The organism is Arthrobacter sp. 05N429, from assembly GCF_056397045.1.
In genome coordinates this window covers 41,440-60,105 of the sequence record NZ_JBFTMQ010000005.1, presented here as the reverse complement: position 1 = coordinate 60,105, position 18,666 = coordinate 41,440, and the positions used below count along the sequence as shown (strand labels likewise).

General features: G+C 67.9%; 18 protein-coding genes and 2 riboswitches. Of the genes, 6 read left to right on the top strand and 12 right to left on the bottom strand.

The genetic code is table 11. The annotated features are described in order from the left end of the window. Nucleotides 1-48 precede the first annotated feature (48 nt). From AC1DF4_RS11025 to AC1DF4_RS11015, 3 genes are all read right to left on the bottom strand, one after another. The gene (locus AC1DF4_RS11025) at nt 49-1,056 is read right to left on the bottom strand and encodes a GNAT family N-acetyltransferase (RefSeq protein WP_476912936.1); all 1,008 of its coding nucleotides are present in this window, start codon (nt 1,054-1,056) and stop codon (nt 49-51) included. Between the two features lie 2 nt (nt 1,057-1,058). Further along, a complete protein-coding gene (locus AC1DF4_RS11020) occupies nt 1,059-2,444 on the bottom strand; it encodes a glycine--tRNA ligase (RefSeq protein ID WP_056432683.1) in 1,386 nt (461 codons plus the stop codon). A gap of 232 nt (nt 2,445-2,676) precedes the next feature. After that, nucleotides 2,677-3,645 carry a DMT family transporter gene (locus AC1DF4_RS11015; protein WP_476912935.1) on the bottom strand — a complete coding sequence of 323 codons (969 nt, stop codon included), beginning with the start codon at nt 3,643-3,645 and terminating at the stop codon, nt 2,677-2,679. Between the two features lie 33 nt (nt 3,646-3,678). Here AC1DF4_RS11015 and AC1DF4_RS11010 point away from each other — a divergent pair, with 33 nt between their 5' ends. Then, nucleotides 3,679-3,915 carry an RNA-binding S4 domain-containing protein gene (locus AC1DF4_RS11010; RefSeq protein ID WP_441405566.1) on the top strand — a complete coding sequence of 79 codons (237 nt, stop codon included), beginning with the start codon at nt 3,679-3,681 and terminating at the stop codon, nt 3,913-3,915. Between the two features lie 59 nt (nt 3,916-3,974). Here the strand turns inward: AC1DF4_RS11010 and AC1DF4_RS11005 are convergent, their stop codons facing one another. Beyond that, nucleotides 3,975-4,625, bottom strand: coding sequence for an alpha/beta hydrolase (locus AC1DF4_RS11005; RefSeq protein WP_476912934.1), 651 nt, complete (start codon nt 4,623-4,625; stop codon nt 3,975-3,977). A gap of 70 nt (nt 4,626-4,695) precedes the next feature. Between AC1DF4_RS11005 and AC1DF4_RS11000 the strand changes: the two genes are divergently transcribed. The 3 genes from AC1DF4_RS11000 (at nt 4,696) to AC1DF4_RS10990 (ending at nt 7,406) form a co-directional block, all read left to right on the top strand. Then, complete coding sequence (locus tag AC1DF4_RS11000; protein WP_441405568.1) at nt 4,696-5,571, top strand: SGNH/GDSL hydrolase family protein; 876 nt, start codon at nt 4,696-4,698, stop codon at nt 5,569-5,571. A 30-nt stretch (nt 5,572-5,601) separates the two neighbouring features. Next, complete coding sequence (locus AC1DF4_RS10995) at nt 5,602-6,711, top strand: winged helix DNA-binding domain-containing protein (protein WP_476912933.1); 1,110 nt, start codon at nt 5,602-5,604, stop codon at nt 6,709-6,711. Nucleotides 6,712-6,806: 95 nt separating this feature from the next. Further along, on the top strand, nt 6,807-7,406 hold the full coding sequence (locus tag AC1DF4_RS10990) for a hypothetical protein (protein WP_476912932.1): 600 nt from the start codon (nt 6,807-6,809) through the stop codon (nt 7,404-7,406). On the opposite strand, the gene AC1DF4_RS10985 is transcribed toward AC1DF4_RS10990, so the two are convergent. The 3 genes from AC1DF4_RS10985 to mmsB all read right to left on the bottom strand — a co-directional run bounded on the left by AC1DF4_RS10985 (nt 7,393) and on the right by mmsB (nt 10,504). Further along, nucleotides 7,393-7,953, bottom strand: coding sequence for an isochorismatase family protein (locus AC1DF4_RS10985; protein ID WP_476912931.1), 561 nt, complete (start codon nt 7,951-7,953; stop codon nt 7,393-7,395). The two genes, AC1DF4_RS10990 and AC1DF4_RS10985, sit on opposite strands and share 14 nt — an antisense overlap. A gap of 134 nt (nt 7,954-8,087) precedes the next feature. After that, nucleotides 8,088-9,572, bottom strand: a complete 1,485-nt coding sequence (locus AC1DF4_RS10980) for a CoA-acylating methylmalonate-semialdehyde dehydrogenase (protein ID WP_476912930.1) — start codon at nt 9,570-9,572, stop codon at nt 8,088-8,090. A gap of 29 nt (nt 9,573-9,601) precedes the next feature. After that, nucleotides 9,602-10,504, bottom strand: a complete 903-nt coding sequence (gene mmsB, locus AC1DF4_RS10975; RefSeq protein WP_476912929.1) for a 3-hydroxyisobutyrate dehydrogenase — start codon at nt 10,502-10,504, stop codon at nt 9,602-9,604. A gap of 189 nt (nt 10,505-10,693) precedes the next feature. Here mmsB and AC1DF4_RS10970 point away from each other — a divergent pair, with 189 nt between their 5' ends. Further along, nucleotides 10,694-11,599, top strand: a complete 906-nt coding sequence (locus tag AC1DF4_RS10970) for a LysR family transcriptional regulator (protein WP_476912928.1) — start codon at nt 10,694-10,696, stop codon at nt 11,597-11,599. A gap of 127 nt (nt 11,600-11,726) precedes the next feature. Here the strand turns inward: AC1DF4_RS10970 and AC1DF4_RS10965 are convergent, their stop codons facing one another. The 4 genes from AC1DF4_RS10965 to AC1DF4_RS10950 all read right to left on the bottom strand — a co-directional run bounded on the left by AC1DF4_RS10965 (nt 11,727) and on the right by AC1DF4_RS10950 (nt 16,743). Further along, complete coding sequence (locus AC1DF4_RS10965) at nt 11,727-13,109, bottom strand: MFS transporter (protein WP_476912927.1); 1,383 nt, start codon at nt 13,107-13,109, stop codon at nt 11,727-11,729. A 161-nt stretch (nt 13,110-13,270) separates the two neighbouring features. Beyond that, entirely contained in the window at nt 13,271-13,810 is a 540-nt protein-coding gene (locus tag AC1DF4_RS10960; RefSeq protein ID WP_476912926.1) for a DinB family protein, read from the bottom strand. Between the two features lie 101 nt (nt 13,811-13,911). Continuing rightward, on the bottom strand, nt 13,912-15,075 hold the full coding sequence (gene metX / locus AC1DF4_RS10955; protein WP_476912925.1) for a homoserine O-acetyltransferase MetX: 1,164 nt from the start codon (nt 15,073-15,075) through the stop codon (nt 13,912-13,914). Nucleotides 15,076-15,086: 11 nt separating this feature from the next. Further along, a riboswitch (SAM riboswitch) is annotated at nt 15,087-15,202 on the bottom strand. 182 nt (nt 15,203-15,384) lie between these two features. Beyond that, nucleotides 15,385-16,743 carry a bifunctional o-acetylhomoserine/o-acetylserine sulfhydrylase gene (locus tag AC1DF4_RS10950; RefSeq protein WP_476913090.1) on the bottom strand — a complete coding sequence of 453 codons (1,359 nt, stop codon included), beginning with the start codon at nt 16,741-16,743 and terminating at the stop codon, nt 15,385-15,387. Nucleotides 16,744-16,763: 20 nt separating this feature from the next. Beyond that, nucleotides 16,764-16,879: riboswitch (SAM riboswitch) on the bottom strand. A 204-nt stretch (nt 16,880-17,083) separates the two neighbouring features. Here AC1DF4_RS10950 and AC1DF4_RS10945 point away from each other — a divergent pair. Then, the gene (locus tag AC1DF4_RS10945; protein ID WP_224049028.1) at nt 17,084-17,722 is read left to right on the top strand and encodes a VOC family protein; all 639 of its coding nucleotides are present in this window, start codon (nt 17,084-17,086) and stop codon (nt 17,720-17,722) included. Nucleotides 17,723-17,846: 124 nt separating this feature from the next. Here AC1DF4_RS10945 and AC1DF4_RS10940 read toward each other — a convergent pair whose 3' ends face one another. Further along, nucleotides 17,847-18,611 carry a CPBP family intramembrane glutamic endopeptidase gene (locus AC1DF4_RS10940; protein ID WP_476912924.1) on the bottom strand — a complete coding sequence of 255 codons (765 nt, stop codon included), beginning with the start codon at nt 18,609-18,611 and terminating at the stop codon, nt 17,847-17,849. Between the last annotated feature and the right edge of the window lie 55 nt (nt 18,612-18,666).

Sequence of the window (18,666 nt, the reverse complement as noted above, 5' to 3'; positions counted from 1 at the left end):
GTGGCCGTTTTATCACGGCCGCAACTGCGGGTCAGTTGGGTTTAAGTCCTAGGCGGGATCCGAGACGACGAGCGTGTCGGCGCCCTGGACACGGGCCTTGCCGGTCTCCAGCAGGGGTTCGACGACGGCGCGCAGGGCCTCCATCGAATCGTCCAGCTCCAGCACCACGGGGTGCTGGAACGCAATCAGCGCGAGCAGGTCCCGGACAGCGGCCTGGGCCTCCTCCGCGGAGAGCTCCGGTTCGTGGCCCAAGAACACGTCGGTGGGCTGGCCGGACGCGGCCGCGCCCTCGCCTGCCGCGCGGTCCCCTGCGGAGGAAACCTCGGCGTAGCTGATGACGAAGGCCTCGAGCCGGCCCTTCCTGCTGGCCGGCACGCCCTGGCCGAAGGCGCTGGCCTTCGGCGCCCGGAGCACGATCGCGCCGTGGGCCCCGCTGAGTTCGTCCAGGAACAACCGCTGGACGGTGGCAATGCTGAGCTCGCCCGGGCTGTCCCAGCCGTGCACGGCCGTGTAGTACCGGCCCACGACGCCGCTGAGCTCCACCGAGCCGGTGGCCAGGTCCTCGACCTGCTCGGAGGCGGCAGCCTCGGAGCCGTCGCCGAAGACGGGCAGCTTGAGCGCCCCCGGCTCCACGACGACCAGCCGGGAGCGCTGGATCGGGGCCAGTCCCGCCGCCTCGGCGAAGGCAGCGCCGGGGCTGCCGGGCTCCACCTTCGTGCGGAGCCGGGAAACGCCCGACGGCGACTGGGCGGCTTCGTGCCGCAGCATGGTCAGCAGGGTGGAGCCGACGCCGGTGCGCCGGTGGTGCCGGTCAACCTCGATGTAGGCCCAGAGCCGTTCCGGGTGCAGCGAGGCCTCGTGGACCACGGCCGCCGCGACCGGGATGGCCACGCCGTCGACGACGTCCTCGGCGACGATGCAGCGCCGCCACGGCGCGTTGCCCGAGGGCGCCAGGGTGCCGCGGAACTGCCGGGCCTGTTCGGTTTCGGGTCCGCCCCAGATTTCGAGCAGGGCGAGATCGTCGCCGTCGCGCCATTCACGGTATTCGATCGCCATGGTCAGGCGCCGATCAGCCGTGCGGCCAGGTAGCCCTCCACCTTGTCCAGGGAGACGCGTTCCTGGCTCATGGTGTCGCGTTCGCGGATGGTGACGGCCTGGTCGTCCAGGGTCTCGAAGTCCACGGTGATGCAGAACGGGGTGCCGATTTCGTCCTGGCGGCGGTAGCGGCGGCCGATCGCGCCGGCGTCGTCGAACTCGATGTTCCAGCTCTTGCGCAGCTGCGCGGCGAGGTCCTTGGCCTTCGGGGACAGGTCCTCGTTGCGGCTCAGCGGCAGTACGGCTGCCTTGACCGGGGCCAGGCGCGGATCGAGCTTGAGCACGGTGCGGATGTCGACGCCGCCCTTGGCGTTGGGTGCCTCGTCCTCGGTGTACGCGTCGATCATGAAGGCCATGAAGGAGCGGGTGAGGCCGGCGGCGGGCTCGATCACGTACGGCGTGTAGCGCTCGTTGGTGGCCTGGTTGAAGTAGCTCAGGTCCTGGCCGGAGGCCTTGGCGTGCGTGGACAGGTCAAAGTCCGTGCGGTTGGCGATGCCCTCGAGCTCGCCCCACTCGGAGCCGTGGAACCCGAAGCGGTATTCGATGTCCGTGGTGCCCTTGGAGTAGTGGCTGAGCTTTTCCAGCGGGTGCTCGAAGAAGCGCAGGTTGTCTTCCCGGATGCCGAGGCCGGTGTACCAGGACATCCGCTCCTTCATCCAGTACTGGTGCCACTGCTCGTCGGTGCCGGGCTCGACGAAGAATTCCATCTCCATCTGCTCGAACTCGCGGGTGCGGAAAATGAAGTTGCCCGGGGTGATCTCGTTGCGGAAGGACTTGCCGATCTGGCCAATGCCGAACGGAGGCTTCTTGCGGGAGGTGGTCAGGACGTTGCTGAAGTTGACGAAGATGCCCTGCGCCGTTTCGGGGCGCAGGTAGTGCAGGCCCTCTTCGCTGGCCACCGGCCCGAGGTAGGTCTTGAGCAGGCCGGAGAATTCCTGGGGTTCGGTCCATTCGCCGCGGGTGCCGCAGTTGGCGCAGGCGATGTCCTTGAGGCCGTTCTCGGCCGGACGGCCCTTCTTTTCCTCGTATTCTTCTTCGAGGTGGTCGGCGCGGTAGCGCTTGTGGCAGGAGAGGCATTCCACCAGCGGGTCGGAGAACACGTCGACGTGGCCGGACGCTTCCCAGACCTGGCGGGGCAGGATGACGGAGGAGTCAAGGCCGACGACGTCTTCGCGGCCGCGGACCACGGACTGCCACCACTGGCGCTTGATGTTCTCCTTGAGCTCGGCACCCAGGGGCCCGTAGTCCCAGGCAGAACGCGAGCCTCCATAGATCTCACCGGCCTGGAATACGAAACCCCGGCGCTTGGCGAGGGAAATGATCTGGTCGAGGACGGATTTTGCTGCCATGGGAACTCCACTTTCTACAGGGCCGCTGGGTGCGGTCCGCGGTCTTAGCCCCGGAACCCCGGCTGGGTGCCGGACGGGGCACTACAAAAACGCAAAAACTGGCCACAAGACTGTGAACGCAACAACCACGCGCCCGTGTTGACGGGCTGGCTGATGGCGGTGCAGGAAGCGGCGCCTCCTAGCCTACCGGCCTGCCGCCTCCCGGCGCCGCTTCAGGGTCACCGCTTCAGGGTCACCGCTTCAGGGCGCCCTTCGGCCACGGCAGGCTGGCCAGCACGATCGCGGCGAGGGTCAGCAGCGTCCCGAGCACCGTGGGAAGCGCCACCACGGTGCCGGGCGCCGGGAAGACGAGGTCCAGCCCCAGGGAGCCCAGCAGCTGGCCCGCGATCATGCCGAGTCCCGTCACCAGGACGCCCAGGCTGCGGACCAGCAGGGCTCCGACGCCGATAAAGACGCAGCCCAAGGGGCCGCCAAGGTAGTACCACCACTCCCCCGGCAGCGCGTTGCCCGGTCCCGTGACGGCGGTCTTGACCAGCCAGGCGGCCCACAGCATGACCGACCCGGCGATGAAATTCATCAGGGTCGCGGCAATGGGCGTGCCGTAGTGCATGGCGGCGGTGCCGTTCATGGCCTGCTGGAAGCTCATCAGGAACCCGGCCAGCACGGGCAGGAGCACCGGGACCAGCAGCTCCCCCGGCCCGGGACCCGTGCCGGAGAATCTCGGCGAGACGGCCCAGGCGACGGCGGCGACGGTCAGGATGCTGCCGATCACCCGGATCCCGGTGATGGACCTCTTGCCGGCCGGGCCGATCCCCATCCGGTCCACAAGCAGCCCGCTCAGGGTCTGCCCGGTCACGGTGGCAACAGTGAACAGGGCGACGCCCAGCAGGCCCACGGTGAACGACTGCGCGAAGACGAAGAACCCGCCGATGCAGCCGGCCAGGACATAGTAGGGCGGGAATTTGCGTTCCCTTACGGCCGGCAGGATCCGGGCCAGCCCGGCCCGCCCTTTCGGCAGCGCGAGCGATATCACAGTCATCAGTGCCAGCCCCGTGGTGAAACTCACGACGGCGGCGGCGATCCCGTCCGCGAGCGCCGCCCCGAGGGCGCCGTTGATCCGGCCCTGGACAGGCATAAGCAGTCCCGCCGCCACCGCGAGGGGAAGCCCTGCCAGGAAGGGAAGCCGGGGAGCGTGGGTCATTGCTGTCACCTTACGTCAGGCATCATTGCTTGTATGAGCAACCCGGAAATCGAAGAGATCCCCATCCGCGACGACATGATCCGGCTTGGCCAGCTGCTGAAGCTCGCCAGCCTGGTCGAGGACGGGGTGGAGGCGGCCGAGCTGATCAAGGCCGGGCTCGTCAAGGTCAACGGTGAGATCGACGAACGCCGCGGCCGTCAGCTCCGTCACGGCGACACCGTGACCGTCAACGGCCAGACCGTGCGGATCAGCACCCCCGCCGGAGCCTAGCCCCGGCATTCGACGCGGGCGTAAGCCGCCGAGCGTCGTGGGGCAATTGCGTCGTGGGGCTACTTGGCCAGCACGCCGTGCGTGAGGAACTCGGACACGTGCCCGATTTCCTGCTGGTTGATGCCGTGCCACATGCCGGTGTAGAGCACCTTGGTGAGCTTCACGTGCTTGCGCACCCAGCCCATGGTGAACTCGATCTTGTCCGGCGTGATGACCGGATCCTGCTGGTCGCGGCCCCAGAACACCGGCACCGTCCCGTCCAGTTCGGCGTCGCGGAAGCTGGGGTCGCCGTCGGCGTCGACCGCAAACCCGGACAGCCCTACGACGGCGGCGTAGTCCGCGGGCCGCCGCCGGAGCAAGGTGGTGGCCAGCGCCATCCCCATCGAAAAGCCCAGCAGCGTCACGGACGGGTGGTCGGGACGGACCGAGTCCAGCCAGTCCTCCACGTACGAGGCGGCTTCCTTGACCGCTTCCAGGGAGTAGTCGATCGAGGCGGTCAGCGGGAACCAGGTAAAGCCCGCACCGGACACCATCGGGGCGCGCACCGAGGCCACCACGAATTCCTGCGGCAGCAGGTCCGCCAGGCTCAGGAGGTCCTCTTCGTTGGCCCCGTAGCCGTGGAGCAGGACCAGGAGCGGCTTTCCGGCCCGCTCCTCCGCGGGCTTGGACCAGAGGACAACGGGGGCGGGGAAGGCAACGGCGGAAGTCATGGGTCCATTCTTACAGTTACCCGAAGGTAACAACCTACGGTGGCGTAGCTTTGCAGGAACAGTGCACGATATGAAGGTGAGCGAAACCGAAGCGATGGAGAACTCTCCAGACAACGCCGTTACCCACCCCTGGACCCGGTATGTGGCCATGGGGGATTCCTTCACGGAAGGCATCGGTGATCCCGAACCGGCGAGTCCGGGCGGCCATCGGGGCTGGGCGGACCGCGTGGCCGAGGAGCTAAGCCGCGGCCACGAGGGTTTTGCCTACGCCAACCTGGCCGTCCGGGGCCGGCTCCTGCAGCAGATCGTGGACCAGCAGCTGGCACACTGCCTGTCCCTCCGGCCCGATCTTGTGACGTTGTCCGCCGGCGGGAACGACCTGATCCGCCCCGGCGGGGATCCGGATGCCCTGGCCGAGAAGCTGGACTCGGTGGTGCAGATCCTCAGCCTGGCCGGCGCGACGGTGGTCCTCTTCAACGGCCCCGACACCGGCTCGACCGTGCTGGGCCGGGTGCGCAGCAAAGTGGCCATCTACAACGAGAACCTCCGCACCATCGCGGCCCGCCACGACGCCATCATCGCGGACATGTGGTCCCTGCGGCAGCTGAACGATCCGCAAATGTGGGATGCGGACCGTCTGCACTTCTCGCCGCTGGGCCACCACACCATCGCGGCCATGGTCCTGGATTCCCTGAACGTCGAGCACACCCTGGAACCGCTCTCCCCCAAGCCCCTGCCGCCCCGCAGCTGGCGGCAGGCACGCTCCGGGGATCTGGTGTGGGCGCGCGAACACTTTGTGCCGTGGGTGGTCCGCCGGCTCCGGCACCGGTCCTCCGGCGACGGCATTACGGCCAAGCGCCCCCTCCCCGGCCCGGTCTTCGGCCCCGGAATGCCCCTCGGCTCGGGCGAGGGCCCGCCCGGCGCCGAAGAGCCCGTGCGCTCCTGACCGCCGCAGCGCAGCGGCCGGAATGATGTGATGGACCCCGACGACGTCGTGCGGCTGCGGCTGCGCCATCAGCGGTTGCGCGAACCCTTCGCGCCCACGGCGGAGGACGCGCTGAAGAACCTGCTGGCGGTGCAGTCCCAGGAGTTCGCCTACGCCCGCTGGACGCTGGCCCAGCGCAGCGCGGGAAGCACAGCCGCCGCGGTGGAGCAGGCAGTGTCCGACGGGACCATCCTGCGCACCCACATTTTGAGGCCCACATGGCATTTTGTGCACCGGGACGACCTGCGCTGGCTGCTGGCGCTCTCCGCGCCCCGGATTCACCAGGGGAACGCGGGGATGTACCGCCGGACCGGGCTCGATGCCGCTGAGGCCGCGAAGAGCAACCGGGTGCTGGCCGGAGCCGTGGCCGGCGGCGCGCACAAGACCAGGGAGCAGCTCGCCGAAGTACTCCGGACAGCGGGCCTGGCCGCCGAGGGCCTTGGGCTGGCGTACCGGATCATGCACGCCGAGGCCAGCGGGGTGCTGGCCAGCGGGATCCCGGTGCGGAGTGCGGGAGGAGCGCTGAAGCAGAGCTATGCGCTCTTTGAGGAGCGCGTTCCCGCCGCCCCGGCCGCGCTGCTGGAAAGGCCGGCAGCCCTTGCCGAACTGGTCCGGCGGTATTTCGCAAGCCGCGGCCCGGCGACGGACAGGGACTGCGCGGACTGGTCCGGGCTGACCCTGGCGGATGTCCGGGCAGGGCTGCGGCTCGTGCAGGGCAGCTCGCCCGGGGTGCTGGAGACAGTGCGGATCGACGGCGTCGACTTCCATGTCGGGCCGGAGACTGCCGTCACGGCGGCCGCCAGTGTCCAGCCCCGGATCGATCTGGTCCAGTGCTACGACGAATACGTCATGGGGTACTCGGCGTCGCGGCATTATCTGGGCGGCGCGGCGCCATTTGCGCCGGCAGCGGGCGAACCGGCACATCTGGTGCTGCGGGACGGCCGGCTGGCCGGGGTGTGGCGGCACCGCTTGGTCAGCGGCCGCTGCGAGCTGGATATCCGGCTGCGGACCCGGACGGATCCCGAAACGGAATCCGCCATCAACCAGGCTGTGGCGTCGTACGGCAAGTTCCTGGGGCTGCCGGCCGTCCGCGCCGTATGACGAAGCCGCGGTCCCGGGCGGCCGGGCACCACGGGGCACTTCAGACAGAGGGCGGGCGTTAAGCTGGAAGTACACTTCCTGAGAGGCCCGGTACCGTGAACAGTCTGTTCTTTTGGATCATCATTTTGTCATTCCTGATCCCGATGGCGATGCGCTACTACAAGAGGTCCATGCGGGGCAGGAACCAGAACACGGGCATGCCCGGCGGCCCGGACCAGTTCGGGCAGTTCCCCGGCGGCCAATCCGGATACGGTCCCGGCCCCTATCCGGGGCCCCAGAACAAGCAGCCGCGCGACGGCATGACGCAACGGGACTATTTCGGGGCCTTCGGCGAGCTCGGCGCGCCGCGCCAGCCCATGCCGCCGGCAAACCAGCAGTACCCCGGCCAGCCGTACCCCGGCCAGCCGTACCCAGGCCAATACCCCGTCCCCTATGAGGACAGCCCGGACTACCCCGGGAACCAGCCGCGGCCCCTCCCGCAGCAGGACGCCCAGCAGTTCGGTGCCCCGCAGGTCGGTACCCAGCGGTCCAGCACTCCCCCGCCTTCCGGGCCCGCCGTGCCCCCGCCGCCGTCCGCGGCAGCGCCGCAGGGATTCCGGGCGCGCAAGCTCGCGGAACTGGACCAGCGCTACAGCGACGGCGATCTCACCATGGAGGACTACATGGCCCAGCGTGCGGAGATCATGAAGGGCTAGCGAAGTCGACGTCGGCCGCGTTGACCGTTCCTGCCGTCCTCCCGGGGGCCCTGTGGTACTGCCAGTACAAATTGGTGTGCGCCACCACCAGCTCCGGCGGCGGCGCGCCAAATTCGCTCAGGTCCTCGGTGGTGTGGGCGTCCGCGACCAGCGTGACATCGTAGCCGCGGGTGATACCGCCGTGGAGGGTCGAACGGATGCACTCGTCGGTCTGCGCTCCGGCGAGGAAGAAGCGGCCGATGCCGCGATCGGCAAGCACGGACTCCAGGTCAGTCGCGTCGAACGCGTCGCTGTACTCCTTCAGCACGAGCGGCTCCGACTCGCGCCGAGCGAGCTCCGGCACGTACTGCCAGCCGTCGCTGCCCCGCGGGAGCTCCTCGCCGCTGTGCTGGACCCAGACGACGTCGACGCCGGCGCCGCGAGCCTTCTCCACGAGGTCGGCGATGGTCACGATGACGTCGTCACGGCGATAAGCATCCGCAACGACGCCGAGCTGCATGTCGACAACGAGCAAAGCCGTGTTGGGGCGGTTGGCGAGCGTGGTCACGATGCCTCCTGGGTCCTGGGTGTTCCTGCCTGCCACTCTAATCCCCAAAACCCAAGCAACGCGGAGTCACTTACGGCCCATCATCCAGTCGTGGATGGGCTCGGAGTGACCCCGCGTTGCTGCGGCGTGTGGGGCTAGTCGACCTGCGGGAAGCCGAGGTCGATCACCGAGGTGGACGGGTCCGGCCAGCGGGTGGTCACTACCTTGCCGCGGGTGTAGAAGCGGATGCTCTCCGGGCCGTACATGTGGGTGTCGCCGAAGAGCGAGTTCTTCCAGCCACCGAAGGAGAAGGTGCCCACCGGAACCGGGATCGGCACGTTGACGCCCACCATGCCGGCCTCGACGTCGAACTCGAACTGCCGCGCGGCGCCGCCGTCGCGGGTGAAGATCGCCGTGCCGTTGCCGAACTCGTTGTCGTTGACGAGCTGGACGGCGTCGGCGTAGCTCTCGACGCGGACCACGGACAGGACCGGGCCGAAGATCTCGTCGTCGTAGACCTTCATGCCGGGCTTGACGTGGTCAACCAGGCTGACGCCGATGAAGAAGCCCTTGGAGTCGAACTGCTGGTCCCGGCCGTCCACCACCACGGTGGCGCCTTCCTCGGCCGCGCCGGCGACGTAGGAGGCGACCTTGTCGCGGTGCTCCGCGGTGATCAGCGGGCCCATCTGCGATGCCGGGTCCGTGCCGGGGCCGATCTTGAGCGTGGCCATCCGGGTGGTGATCGCCTCGACGAGCTCATCGGCGATGTTCCCGACGGCGACCAGCACGCTGACCGCCATGCAGCGTTCGCCGGCGGAACCGTAGGCCGCCGAGACGGCGGCGTCGGCCGCCATGTTCAGGTCCGCGTCGGGCAGGACCACCATGTGGTTCTTGGCGCCGCCCAGGGCCTGCACGCGCTTGCCGTGGTCGGCGGCGCGCTTGTAGATGGACTGGGCGATCGGCGTCGAGCCGACGAAGCTGACGGCCTTGACGTCGGGGTGTTCGAGCAGGACGTCGACGGCTTCCTTGTCGCCGTGCACGACATTGAGCACACCGGCGGGCAGGCCGGCCTCGGCAAAGGCCTGCGCGATGAAGTTGGCGGAGGACGGGTCCTTCTCGCTGGGCTTGAGGAGCACGGTGTTGCCGCAGGCCAGGGCGCTGCCGATCATCCACAGCGGCACCATAGCCGGGAAGTTGAACGGGGTGATGCAGGCGACGACGCCGACCGGCTGGCGCACGGAGTGGACGTCGACGCCGCTGGCCACCTGCTCGGAGCGCTCGCCCTTGAGCGCGTGGGACAGCCCGGTGGCGAACTCGATGTTCTCCAGGCCGCGGGTGATCTCGCCCTCGGCGTCGGAGAGGACCTTGCCGTGTTCGCTGGTCAGCAGGGCGGCCAGTTCGGGCCGGCGCTGCATGAGCAGTTCGCGGACCTTGAAGAAGATGGTGGTGCGCTTGGCGAGGCTGGTGGCGCGCCAGCCGGGCAGGGCGGCGCGGGCGGCCTGGATGGCCTCCTCGACGCGGGCGGCGGAGGCCAGGGCGACCTCTTTCTCCTGCTCGCCGGTGGCCGGGTTGAAGACCGGGCCGTAGCGCTCGGCGTCGGAAATCAGGGCGCCGTTGATGAAGTGCGGAATGCGTTCCATGGTGGTTCTCTTTCTAAAGAATGTGGAGGCTAGTTGGCGGCGTCGAGGGAGCCGTCGACCAGCTTGACGATCGCGGAGCAGTCGGTGCCGGACTGGCCGGCGTCGATCAGGCGCTGGAAGAGCTGCTGGACGTGCTCGCCGATTTCCAGCGGGGTGCCGGTGTCCCGGGCCGCGCTGATGGCGAGTCCGATGTCCTTGTTGGCCAGTTCGGTGGTGAAGGTCGGGGCGAAGTCGTTGTTGGAGGCCGCGGTGGGGACCACGCCGGCCACCGGGTACCACGTGCGCAGCGCCCAGCTGTCGCCGGAGGAGACGGACGCGATGTCCCAGAAGACCTGCTTGTCCAGCCCGAGCCGGTCGGCCAGGACGGCGCCTTCGGCCGTGGAGGCCAGGTTGATGAAAAGCATGAGGTTGTTGCAGATCTTGGCGGCCTGGCCGGTGGTCGCCCCGCCGGTCGGGATGATGTTGGCGGCCATCGGCTTGATGTACTCGGTCGCCTCAGCCACGGCGCCGGCTTCGCCGCCGATCATGAAGGTCAGGGTGGCGGCCTTCGCGCCACTCATGCCGCCGGACACCGGTGCGTCGACGAAGCGGAAGCCGGCGGCAGCGGCGGCGTCGTGCAGGGCCTGGGCGGAGGCGATGTCGATCGTGGAGGAATCCACCAGCAGCGTGCGGGTGTCCGCGTGGGCCAGGACCCCGTCTTCGCCGAGGTACACGGCGCGGGCGTGCTCGCCCTTGGGAAGCATGGTGAAGACGACGTCGGCGCCGTCGACGGCGTCCGCGATGCTCCCGGCGGGCTTGACGCCGCCCGCCTCTGCGGCGGCCACGGCCTCGGCGTTAAGGTCGAAGCCGCGGACGTCGTGGCCGGCCTTGGCGAGATTTACCGACATGGACCCGCCCATGTTCCCCAGTCCGATCCAAGCGATTACTGCCATGGCATAAGCTCCTTTGCTTTTGCTTCGCGCTGTGCGTCTTTGCTGTATTGCTGATTGGCGCAGTGTGCGCGATCCGGCCGTTCGCCGGATGTCCGTGTCAAGCATCACATCCTGTTACAGTGCAATCAAGGGGAAAAACTACAGACGGTATGTGCATGGATGCACATACCTTGATCCGGAGGAGTTCTGGTGGACTTAAGGCGGCTTCCGAGTCCGGACGATCTGCTGATCCTGCTGACCGTCGCCCGGCTGGGCAGGTTCAATGCGGTGGCTGAAACGCTCGGCACCACCCACACCACCATCTCCCGGCGGATCCTGGCCCTGGACAGGCAGCTCGGCGGGCGCACCCTCGAGCGGAGCCCGCACGGCTGGGAACTGACCGATCTGGGCAACGAGGCGGTAGCCGCCGCCGAGGCGATCGAGGGAACGCTCGGGGCGCTCACCAACCGGATCGCGCGGTCCGAGGACGTCCTCTCGGGCCTGGTCCGGATCAGCACCCCGGACGGCTTCGGCGCCGGCTTCGTGGCGCCTGCCCTGGTGCGGCTGCAGCGGGCGCACCCGCTGCTCAACGTTGAAATGCTCAGCGCTACCCGCAAGGTCAGCCAGAACCGGTCCGGAGTGGACCTCGAGGTGGTGGTGGGCAACCTGGACGTCAGCAATGCGCAGACCATCTTCCTGTCCAACTATTTCCTTCGGCTCTACGCGAGCCCGCAGTACGCCGGGGAACACGGCCTGCCGGTGACGCTCGACGACGTCCGGCAGCACGGCTTTGTCTCGTACGTGGAGTCGGCGCTGCAGGTCGCGGAACTGGGCCACCGCTCCACCCAGTTGCCCGTCCCCCGGTCCAGTTTCCAGGCCACCAGCATCTTTGCCCAGCTGGAAGCCGTCCGGCGGGGAGCCGGCATCGGCCTGCTGCCCAACTTCCTGGTGGTGGGCGACCCCACGTTCCTGCCGGTGCTGCCGGACGACTTCCAGCGGCAGCTCCCCATCTGGGCGGTGGCACGGGCGGAGTCCCTGCGTTCGGCGCCCGTGCAGGCCGTGCTGGAGGCGATCCGGACTGAGATTGCCGCCCGCCAAGACGTGTTGGCAGGCTGAGTAGTCTTGGCCGGCTGAGCCGGTCTGGCAGGCTCAGCCGGACGGCGCAAACGGCAACAGCCCGGGCCCCGCAGTGCGGGGCCCGGGCTGTTGCCGTTGCTTCGTTGTTGCTGTCGGTTCTGCTTGCCTACTTCTTGGCAGCGGCGAGCAGATCCGCGGTGCCCTGGGCATCCGCGGCGTCGACGTCGTGCAGGGAGATGCCGCGGGTTTCCTTGAGGAAGAACACGGCCACCATCGTGACCACACAGGCACCGAGGAGGTAGATGGCCACCGGCGTCGAGGACTTGAACTGGCTCAGCAAGGCGACGGCGATGATCGGCGCCATCGAACCGGCCACGATCGAGGTGACCTGGTATCCCAGCGAGACGCCGGAGTAGCGCATCCGGGTCGGGAACATTTCGGCCATGATGGCCGGCTGGCCGGCGTACATGAGCGAGTGGAACAGCAGGCCGATGGTGATCGCCGCGAGGATGATGAGGTCGTTTTTGGTGTCCATCATCGGGAAGGCGAAGAAGCCCCAGGTGCCACCCAGGATGGCGCCCGCCATGTAGACCTTTTTGCGGCCGAGGTTGTCGGAGAGCCTGCCGACCATGGGGATCACGGCGAAGTGGATTGCGTGCGCCACGAGCAGCAGGAGCAGGATCCGGGAGGTGTCCGTCTGGACGATGACCTTCAGGTAGGTGATGGAGAACGTGACTACGAGGTAGTAGAGGATGTTCTCCGCGAAGCGCAGGCCCATGGCGGTGAAAACGCCGCGGGGGTAGCGGCGGAACACTTCGCCGACGCCGTAGCCCTTCTTCTCTTCGGTGACTTCCTTCTGGGCCTCCAGGAAGATGGGGGCGTCAGTGACCTTGGTCCGGATGTAGTAGCCGACCAGCACGATTACGGCGGAGAGCCAGAAGGCCACGCGCCAGCCCCAGCTGAGGAAGTCAGCGGAGGACAGGGTGGCGGACAGCGTGAACAGCACACCGGTGGCGAGCAGGTTGCCCAGCGGAACGGCGGACTGCGGCCAGGAGGACCAGAAGCCGCGGGACTTGCTGGGGCTGTGCTCGGCAACGAGCAGAACTGCACCGCCCCATTCACCGCCAACAGCGAAGCCCTGGGCGAAGCGCAGGAAGACGAGGAGTGCCGGAGCCCAGTAGCCGATCTGCTGGAAGGTGGGCAGGCAGCCCATCAGGAAGGTGGAGACGCCCACCAGGATGATGCTGAGCTGGAGCAGCTGCTTGCGGCCGAACTTGTCGCCGAAGTGGCCGAAGACGATGCCGCCGATGGGGCGGGCAATGAAGCCGACAGCGTAGGTCAGGAACGCGGCGATAATGCCGTCAAGTTCCGTGCCGGAGTTCGGGAAGAAGATCTTGCCGAAGACGAGGGTCGCCGCGGAGGCGTAGAGGAAGAACTCATACCACTCGACAACGGTGCCGGCCATGGAGGCCGTTACTACTTTTTTGAGGCCGGACGATTTGACGTCTTCCTCTTCCGGCCGCCTGGCGGCAGCGTTTTGCGTACTCATTTCGACTCCTTTGGCGTCTCCGTCGACACCCTATGGACCTCTGGGCAATCGATACCTGTGATTTGTGACACGGGCATCATTCTCAACGAGTATGGACGCTCAAGCCCCGCTCCTCAACGGCCATTAGTGCAGAGCGCATCTGCAAAAATGCACAATTGGCCTCATTCTCCGGTGCTTCCGTCCACGGATTCGCGCAGCAAATCGGCGTGGCCGTTGTGCCGGGCGTACTCCTCGATCATGTGGCACAGGATCCACCGCAGGCTGGGCGCCCCGCCGTCGGGCCATGGACGCCGGGCCAGTGAGTCCATCCCGCCGTCGGCAAGGGCCTCGCCCACGAGGGTGCGCGAGCGCACGACGGTGTCCTGCCAGCGGGTGCGGAGCTCGCCGGCGGAGTCTCCGGCGGCCGAGGAAAATTCCCAGTCGGGGTCCGCTTTCCAGTCCACCGTGTTCCAGGGCGGTTGCCGGTCCTGCCCGTGCAGCGTGTAGGAGAACCAGCTGTCCTCGACATAGGCCATGTGCTTCAGGAGCCCGCCGAGGGTCAGGGCCGAGGAAGCGGTCTTCGCGCTCAGGCCCGCGGCATCCAGGCCGGCGCACTTCCACTCGAGGGTGGCCCGCTGGTAGTCGAGGAAGCCCAGAAGCGTGGCGGCCTCGCCGGCCGCGACGGGAGGTTCCGCACGGCCCTGTTCATCAATGGTGGTCATGCGCCGTGAGCCTACCGGCGGTCGTGCCGCTAGCGGTAGTCCAGGCCCGACGTCGTTCTGCCGGACCGGCGCGGCCCGGCAGGCAAAGTGCCGAAGAACGCCTAGCCGAAGAAGTTCTGCCGGAGCTGGCTGCTGAGCTGGCCGATCTCGGTCAGGAAACCGTCGTGTCCGATCGGCGCCTCGATGGTGTGCACGGCCACGTCCCCCGGCAGGGCGGCGGCCAGCGCCCGGGACTGGGCCGGGAAGTACAGCCGGTCCGAGTCGACGGCCGCCACCAGGAATTCCGCCGTGGCCGGGGCCAGGGCCTCCGTGAGGGCGCCGCGGCCGCGGCTGATGTCATGGCTCATCAGCGCCTCGGTGATGGCGATGTAACTGTTCGCATCGAAGCGGCGGACCAGCTTGTTGCCCTGGTGGTCAAGGTAGCTCTCCACCTGGTAGCGGCCGCGGCCGGCCAGCGAGCCTGCTTCCAGCGGGGCCTCTTGCTCCTGGGCATTCCGGCCGAACCGTCCATCCAGCTCCGCGGCCGAGCGGTAGGTGATGTGGGCGATCCGCCGGGCCAGTGCCAGGCCTGCTTCCGGCTGCTGACCGCCGTAGTAGTCCCCGCCGTTGAAGTTGGGGTCCTGCCGGATAGCCAGAGTCTGGGCCTGGGCGAAGGCAATCTGTTCGGCGGTGCTGCTGGCGCCCACCGAAAACACGCCGCAGCGCCGGACCCGGTCCGGGTAGCTGACGGCCCACTCGAGGGCCCGCGCCCCGCCCAGTGAACCGCCCAGCACGGCGTACCAGCTGCGGATTCCCAGGGCGTCCGCCAGCCTGGCTTCGGCCGCCGTCGTATCCCGCAGGGTGACCAGCGGGAAGCGGGAGCCCCAGGGCCGGCCGTCCGGCGCCGGCGTCGAGGGTCCCGTCGAGCCGTAGCAGCCGCCGAGGATGTTGATTGAGACGACAAAGTACTTGTCCGTGTCCACGGGGGCGCCGGGTCCGGCGAGCTGCTCCCACCACCCCGGTTCCTCGCCGGCGCCCCGCGTGACGTGGGTGTCCCCCGTCAGGGCGTGTTCGATCAGCACCGCATTGGAGCCGTCCGGATTGAGGGTTCCCCAGGTCTCATAGCCGAGGGTGACATCCGGCAACCGGGCGCCGGATTCGAGTTCCAGGTCGCCAATCCGGAGGTACCGGACGGTTCCATCCAGGGCTGCATCACCCGGAACCGGGGTCTGGACGTGGGAGGTCGTGTTTACGGGTGCACCCTGGCGGGTGACGGCAATCGTCATGTGAGGACCTAACTTCGCGCTTGCCCACCGTCAGCTGACCGGCAGGCCAGGTCTTCACCCGGGGCACCCCGCCGCAAAAGGAGGGTTGCCGGCCAGCAAGCCGGGGCTGTCACTGGCACTCATGACCTGCACTGAGTTTACGAAACGCGGCGGCGTTGTGGCGAAGATTGTGACGCCCGTGTGACAGCCGTATCCGTCAGCACCGCAGTTTCCCCACTTTTGCAGGCCGTGTGCGGCGGGTCGCCCCGAGTTGTCGGCGATTCCCGGCGTCATGCCCGCAAAGGTGGGGAAATTGGGCGTTGACCTGGCTCAGGCGTCTTTGGCCGCCCGGAAGCCGGCTTCGAGGTCCGCGAGGATGTCGTCGATGTGCTCCAGGCCCACGGACAGGCGCACCAGACCGGGATTGACGCCGGCAACGGCCTGCTGCTCCGGGGAGAGCTGGCTGTGGGTGGTCGACGCCGGGTGGATGACCAGCGAGCGCACGTCACCGATGTTCGCCACGTGGGAGTGCAGCTCCAGGGCATCGACAAACCGCTTGCCGGCCTCCGCTCCCCCGGCGATGTTGAAGGCCACGACGGCGCCCGTCCCCCTGGGACCGTACTTGCGGCCGCGCTCGTACCAGGGGCTCGACGGCAGCCCGGCATAGGCAACCGATTCGACGTCGGCCCTGGCCTCGAGCCATTCGGCGACAGCGGTGGCATTGGCCACGTGCCGCTCCACCCGCAGGCTCAGGGTCTCGATGCCCTGGGCGATCAGGAAGGCGTTGAACGGGGATACCGCCGAGCCGAGGTCGCGCAGCAGCTGGACCCGCGCCTTGAGGATGTAGGAGAGGTTGGCGCCGAGGGCGCCGTCCTTGCCGAGGTCCCGGGCGTAGACCAGGCCGTTGTAAGTGGGGTCAGGGGTGTTGAATCCCGGGAACCGCTCCGGATCCGCACCGAAGTCGAAGTTGCCGGAGTCCACGATCACGCCTGCGATCGCGGCGCCATGGCCGCCGAGGTACTTGGTGGCGGAGTGCACCACGATGTCCGCACCCCACTCGATCGGCCGGATCAGGTACGGGGTGGAGAGCGTGTTGTCGACGATCAGCGGCACCCCGGCCGCGTGCGCCACCTGCGAGATGCCCTCGATGTCCAGGACGTCCTGGCGCGGGTTGGAGACCACTTCGCCAAAGAACAGCTTGGTGTTGGGCTGCACGGCGTCGCGCCACTGCGCCAGGTTGTCCGGGTCCTCCACAAACGTCACGGAGATACCGAACTTCTTCAGGGTGTGCGCCAGGAGGTTGTAGGTGCCGCCGTAGAGGCTGGGGCTGGCCACCAGATGGTCGCCGGCCTCGGCGATGTTCAGGATCGCGAAGGTCTCCGCGGCCTGCCCGGAGCTCAGCAAGAGCGCCGCGAGCCCGCCTTCCAGGCTGGCCACGCGCTGTTCCACGGCGTCCTGGGTGGGGTTGCCGATCCGGGTGTAGATGGGAGCCAGTTCGGCGAGGGCGAAGCGGTTGGCGGCGCTTTCGGCGCTGGGGAAGACGAACGACGTCGTCTGGTAGATCGGGAGCGACCGGGCACCGGTGGCGCTGTCCGGCTCCTGACCGGCGTGGATCTGGCGGGTTTCGAAGGACCAGGCGTTGGACATCGGAGACTCCTTTGAGGACTGGGCACAGACTGCCCGGAGCACCGTGGCCCGGGTCAACTCTGGCGCCGCGCTTGCCTTCCGGCGGGCGCCGGACGGCCAGGTCTTCACCCGGGGCACCCCACCGCGATACGAGGGTTGCCGGCCAGCAAGCCGGGGCTGTGCGCTGGCACTCATGACCTGACCCCAGTCTAGGAACCGGTTCCGGGCTCTGGATAGCTTTGTGACGAAGATGAAGCCGGGCGGCCGGCTGGCCCGGCGGGACCCCCTGGTTCCTTGCAATGACGCGGAAAAGAGCACTTCGGGGACTCCCCGAAAATGACATCCCATTTCGGTTAGGCCAGCCTAAGCTGAGAGCCGCATCACAAAGTGCCAAGATGAGGTCATGCGCATGGATCACGTCTCTTACGCCTGTGAACAAGATGGCCTCGCTGCCACCACCGAACGAATTGCGTCTGCCCTCGGCGTCGAAGCCGTGAAGGGCGGAGTACACCCCCGATTCGGGACCCGCAACATGATCATCCCGCTCGCGGGACACAAGTACCTGGAGGTCGTGGAGGTCCTGAACCACCCGGCTTCCGACAAGGCCCCCTTCGGCCAGGCCGTCCGTGCCCGCTCCGAAGCAGGCGGCGGCTGGATGGGCTGGTGCGTCGAGGTTGACGACCTGGCCCCGTTCGAGGAGCGGCTCGGCCGCGCCGCCGTCAACGGCAACCGCAAGTTCCCGGACGGCCGCGAACTGGTCTGGAAGCAGATCGGCATCCTCGGGCTCATCGCCGATCCCCAGGTCCCGTACATGCTCAAGTGGGAAGGCGACCCGGAACTCCACCCGTCGAAGGCCTACGAGAGCCAGGTCAAGATGTCCGCCCTCACGATTGCCGGCTCCGCCGAGCGCGTCACCGAATGGCTGGGTGTTCCGGTGGAAAAGCCGCTGGAAGACGTGGCCGTGAACTGGATCGCTCCCCGCGGGACACCCGGCATCCTGTCCGTCACGTTCGAGACGGCCTCCGGAGCCGTCACGATCTGACGTTTCACCGTCCCACACTTCGGCCGCCATCAGCGGGTGCCAATGACGTCACCCACCGATGGCGGCCGAAATACTTTAACGGCGCACCGGCGGCTCGGCCGGTAAAGCGTTGCTTGGTCCCTGCTCAGCCCAGGCCGATGGCCTTGCCGAAGAGGCTGAAGCCCACGAATGCCACGATGTCCAGCACCGCGTGGGCGATCACAAGCGGCATCAGCCGGCGGGTTTTGGTATAGACCACGGCGAAGATGACACCCATGATGGCATTGCCGATGAACGGGCCAAACCCCTGGTACAGGTGGTAGCTGCCCCGCAGCATGGCGCTGGCGAAGATGGCCGCAGGCATGGACCAGCCGAGCTTCCCGAGCCGGTCCAGAAGGTAGCCCACCACGATGACCTCCTCCACGATTCCGTGCCGGATCGCGGAGAGGACCAGCACCGGCACCGTCCACCAGTAGGCGTCCAGAGCGCTGGGGATGATCGCCGTCGTGATGCCGAGTGCCCGGCCGGCGGCGTAGAGGCCCAGGGACGGGATGCCGATCAGCGCCGCCAGTCCGAAGCCCTGCAGCAGGTCCTTGCCGGGCCGGTCGAAGTTGAGGCCCAGTCTCTGGAAGGCCGTGACGCCGTGGCCGGACGGCCGGTGTTCCGTCAGGAAATAGATCACCAGGACCACGGGGACCAAGGCGAAGATGATGTCCAGCAGCTGGTAGGTGAGGTCAAAGTACTCGCGGCTGCTTTGCGAGCGGTTCAGCGTGGAGGTCCCCTCGGCGAGCGGCGCCCTGGTCATCTTGTCCAGCAGTTGCACCACCGAATACACGGCCGACTGTCCCAGGGACAAGCCCAGGACAATCCACATTTCAATCCGCAGCCGGCGGCGGGAGGGAACCAACATGGTTCCATCTTGCCTGCAGTTGCCGGTAGTTGCCTGAATCCGGGCCGCGACGCTG

Excerpts from the sequence above, each read along its gene's own strand:
- AC1DF4_RS11025 (WP_476912936.1), bottom strand. The coding sequence starts at position 1,056 with ATGGCGATCGAATACCGTGAATGGCGCGACGGCGACGATCTCGCCCTG.
- AC1DF4_RS11020 (WP_056432683.1), bottom strand. The coding sequence starts at position 2,444 with ATGGCAGCAAAATCCGTCCTCGACCAGATCATTTCCCTCGCCAAGCGC.
- AC1DF4_RS11015 (WP_476912935.1), bottom strand. The coding sequence starts at position 3,645 with ATGACCCACGCTCCCCGGCTTCCCTTCCTGGCAGGGCTTCCCCTCGCG.
- AC1DF4_RS11010 (WP_441405566.1), top strand. The coding sequence starts at position 3,679 with ATGAGCAACCCGGAAATCGAAGAGATCCCCATCCGCGACGACATGATC.
- AC1DF4_RS11005 (WP_476912934.1), bottom strand. The coding sequence starts at position 4,625 with ATGACTTCCGCCGTTGCCTTCCCCGCCCCCGTTGTCCTCTGGTCCAAG.
- AC1DF4_RS11000 (WP_441405568.1), top strand. The coding sequence starts at position 4,696 with ATGAAGGTGAGCGAAACCGAAGCGATGGAGAACTCTCCAGACAACGCC.
- AC1DF4_RS10995 (WP_476912933.1), top strand. The coding sequence starts at position 5,602 with ATGGACCCCGACGACGTCGTGCGGCTGCGGCTGCGCCATCAGCGGTTG.
- AC1DF4_RS10980 (WP_476912930.1), bottom strand. The coding sequence starts at position 9,572 with ATGGAACGCATTCCGCACTTCATCAACGGCGCCCTGATTTCCGACGCC.
- mmsB (WP_476912929.1), bottom strand. The coding sequence starts at position 10,504 with ATGGCAGTAATCGCTTGGATCGGACTGGGGAACATGGGCGGGTCCATG.
- AC1DF4_RS10965 (WP_476912927.1), bottom strand. The coding sequence starts at position 13,109 with ATGAGTACGCAAAACGCTGCCGCCAGGCGGCCGGAAGAGGAAGACGTC.
- AC1DF4_RS10960 (WP_476912926.1), bottom strand. The coding sequence starts at position 13,810 with ATGACCACCATTGATGAACAGGGCCGTGCGGAACCTCCCGTCGCGGCC.
- metX (WP_476912925.1), bottom strand. The coding sequence starts at position 15,075 with ATGACGATTGCCGTCACCCGCCAGGGTGCACCCGTAAACACGACCTCC.
- AC1DF4_RS10945 (WP_224049028.1), top strand. The coding sequence starts at position 17,084 with ATGCGCATGGATCACGTCTCTTACGCCTGTGAACAAGATGGCCTCGCT.
- AC1DF4_RS10940 (WP_476912924.1), bottom strand. The coding sequence starts at position 18,611 with ATGTTGGTTCCCTCCCGCCGCCGGCTGCGGATTGAAATGTGGATTGTC.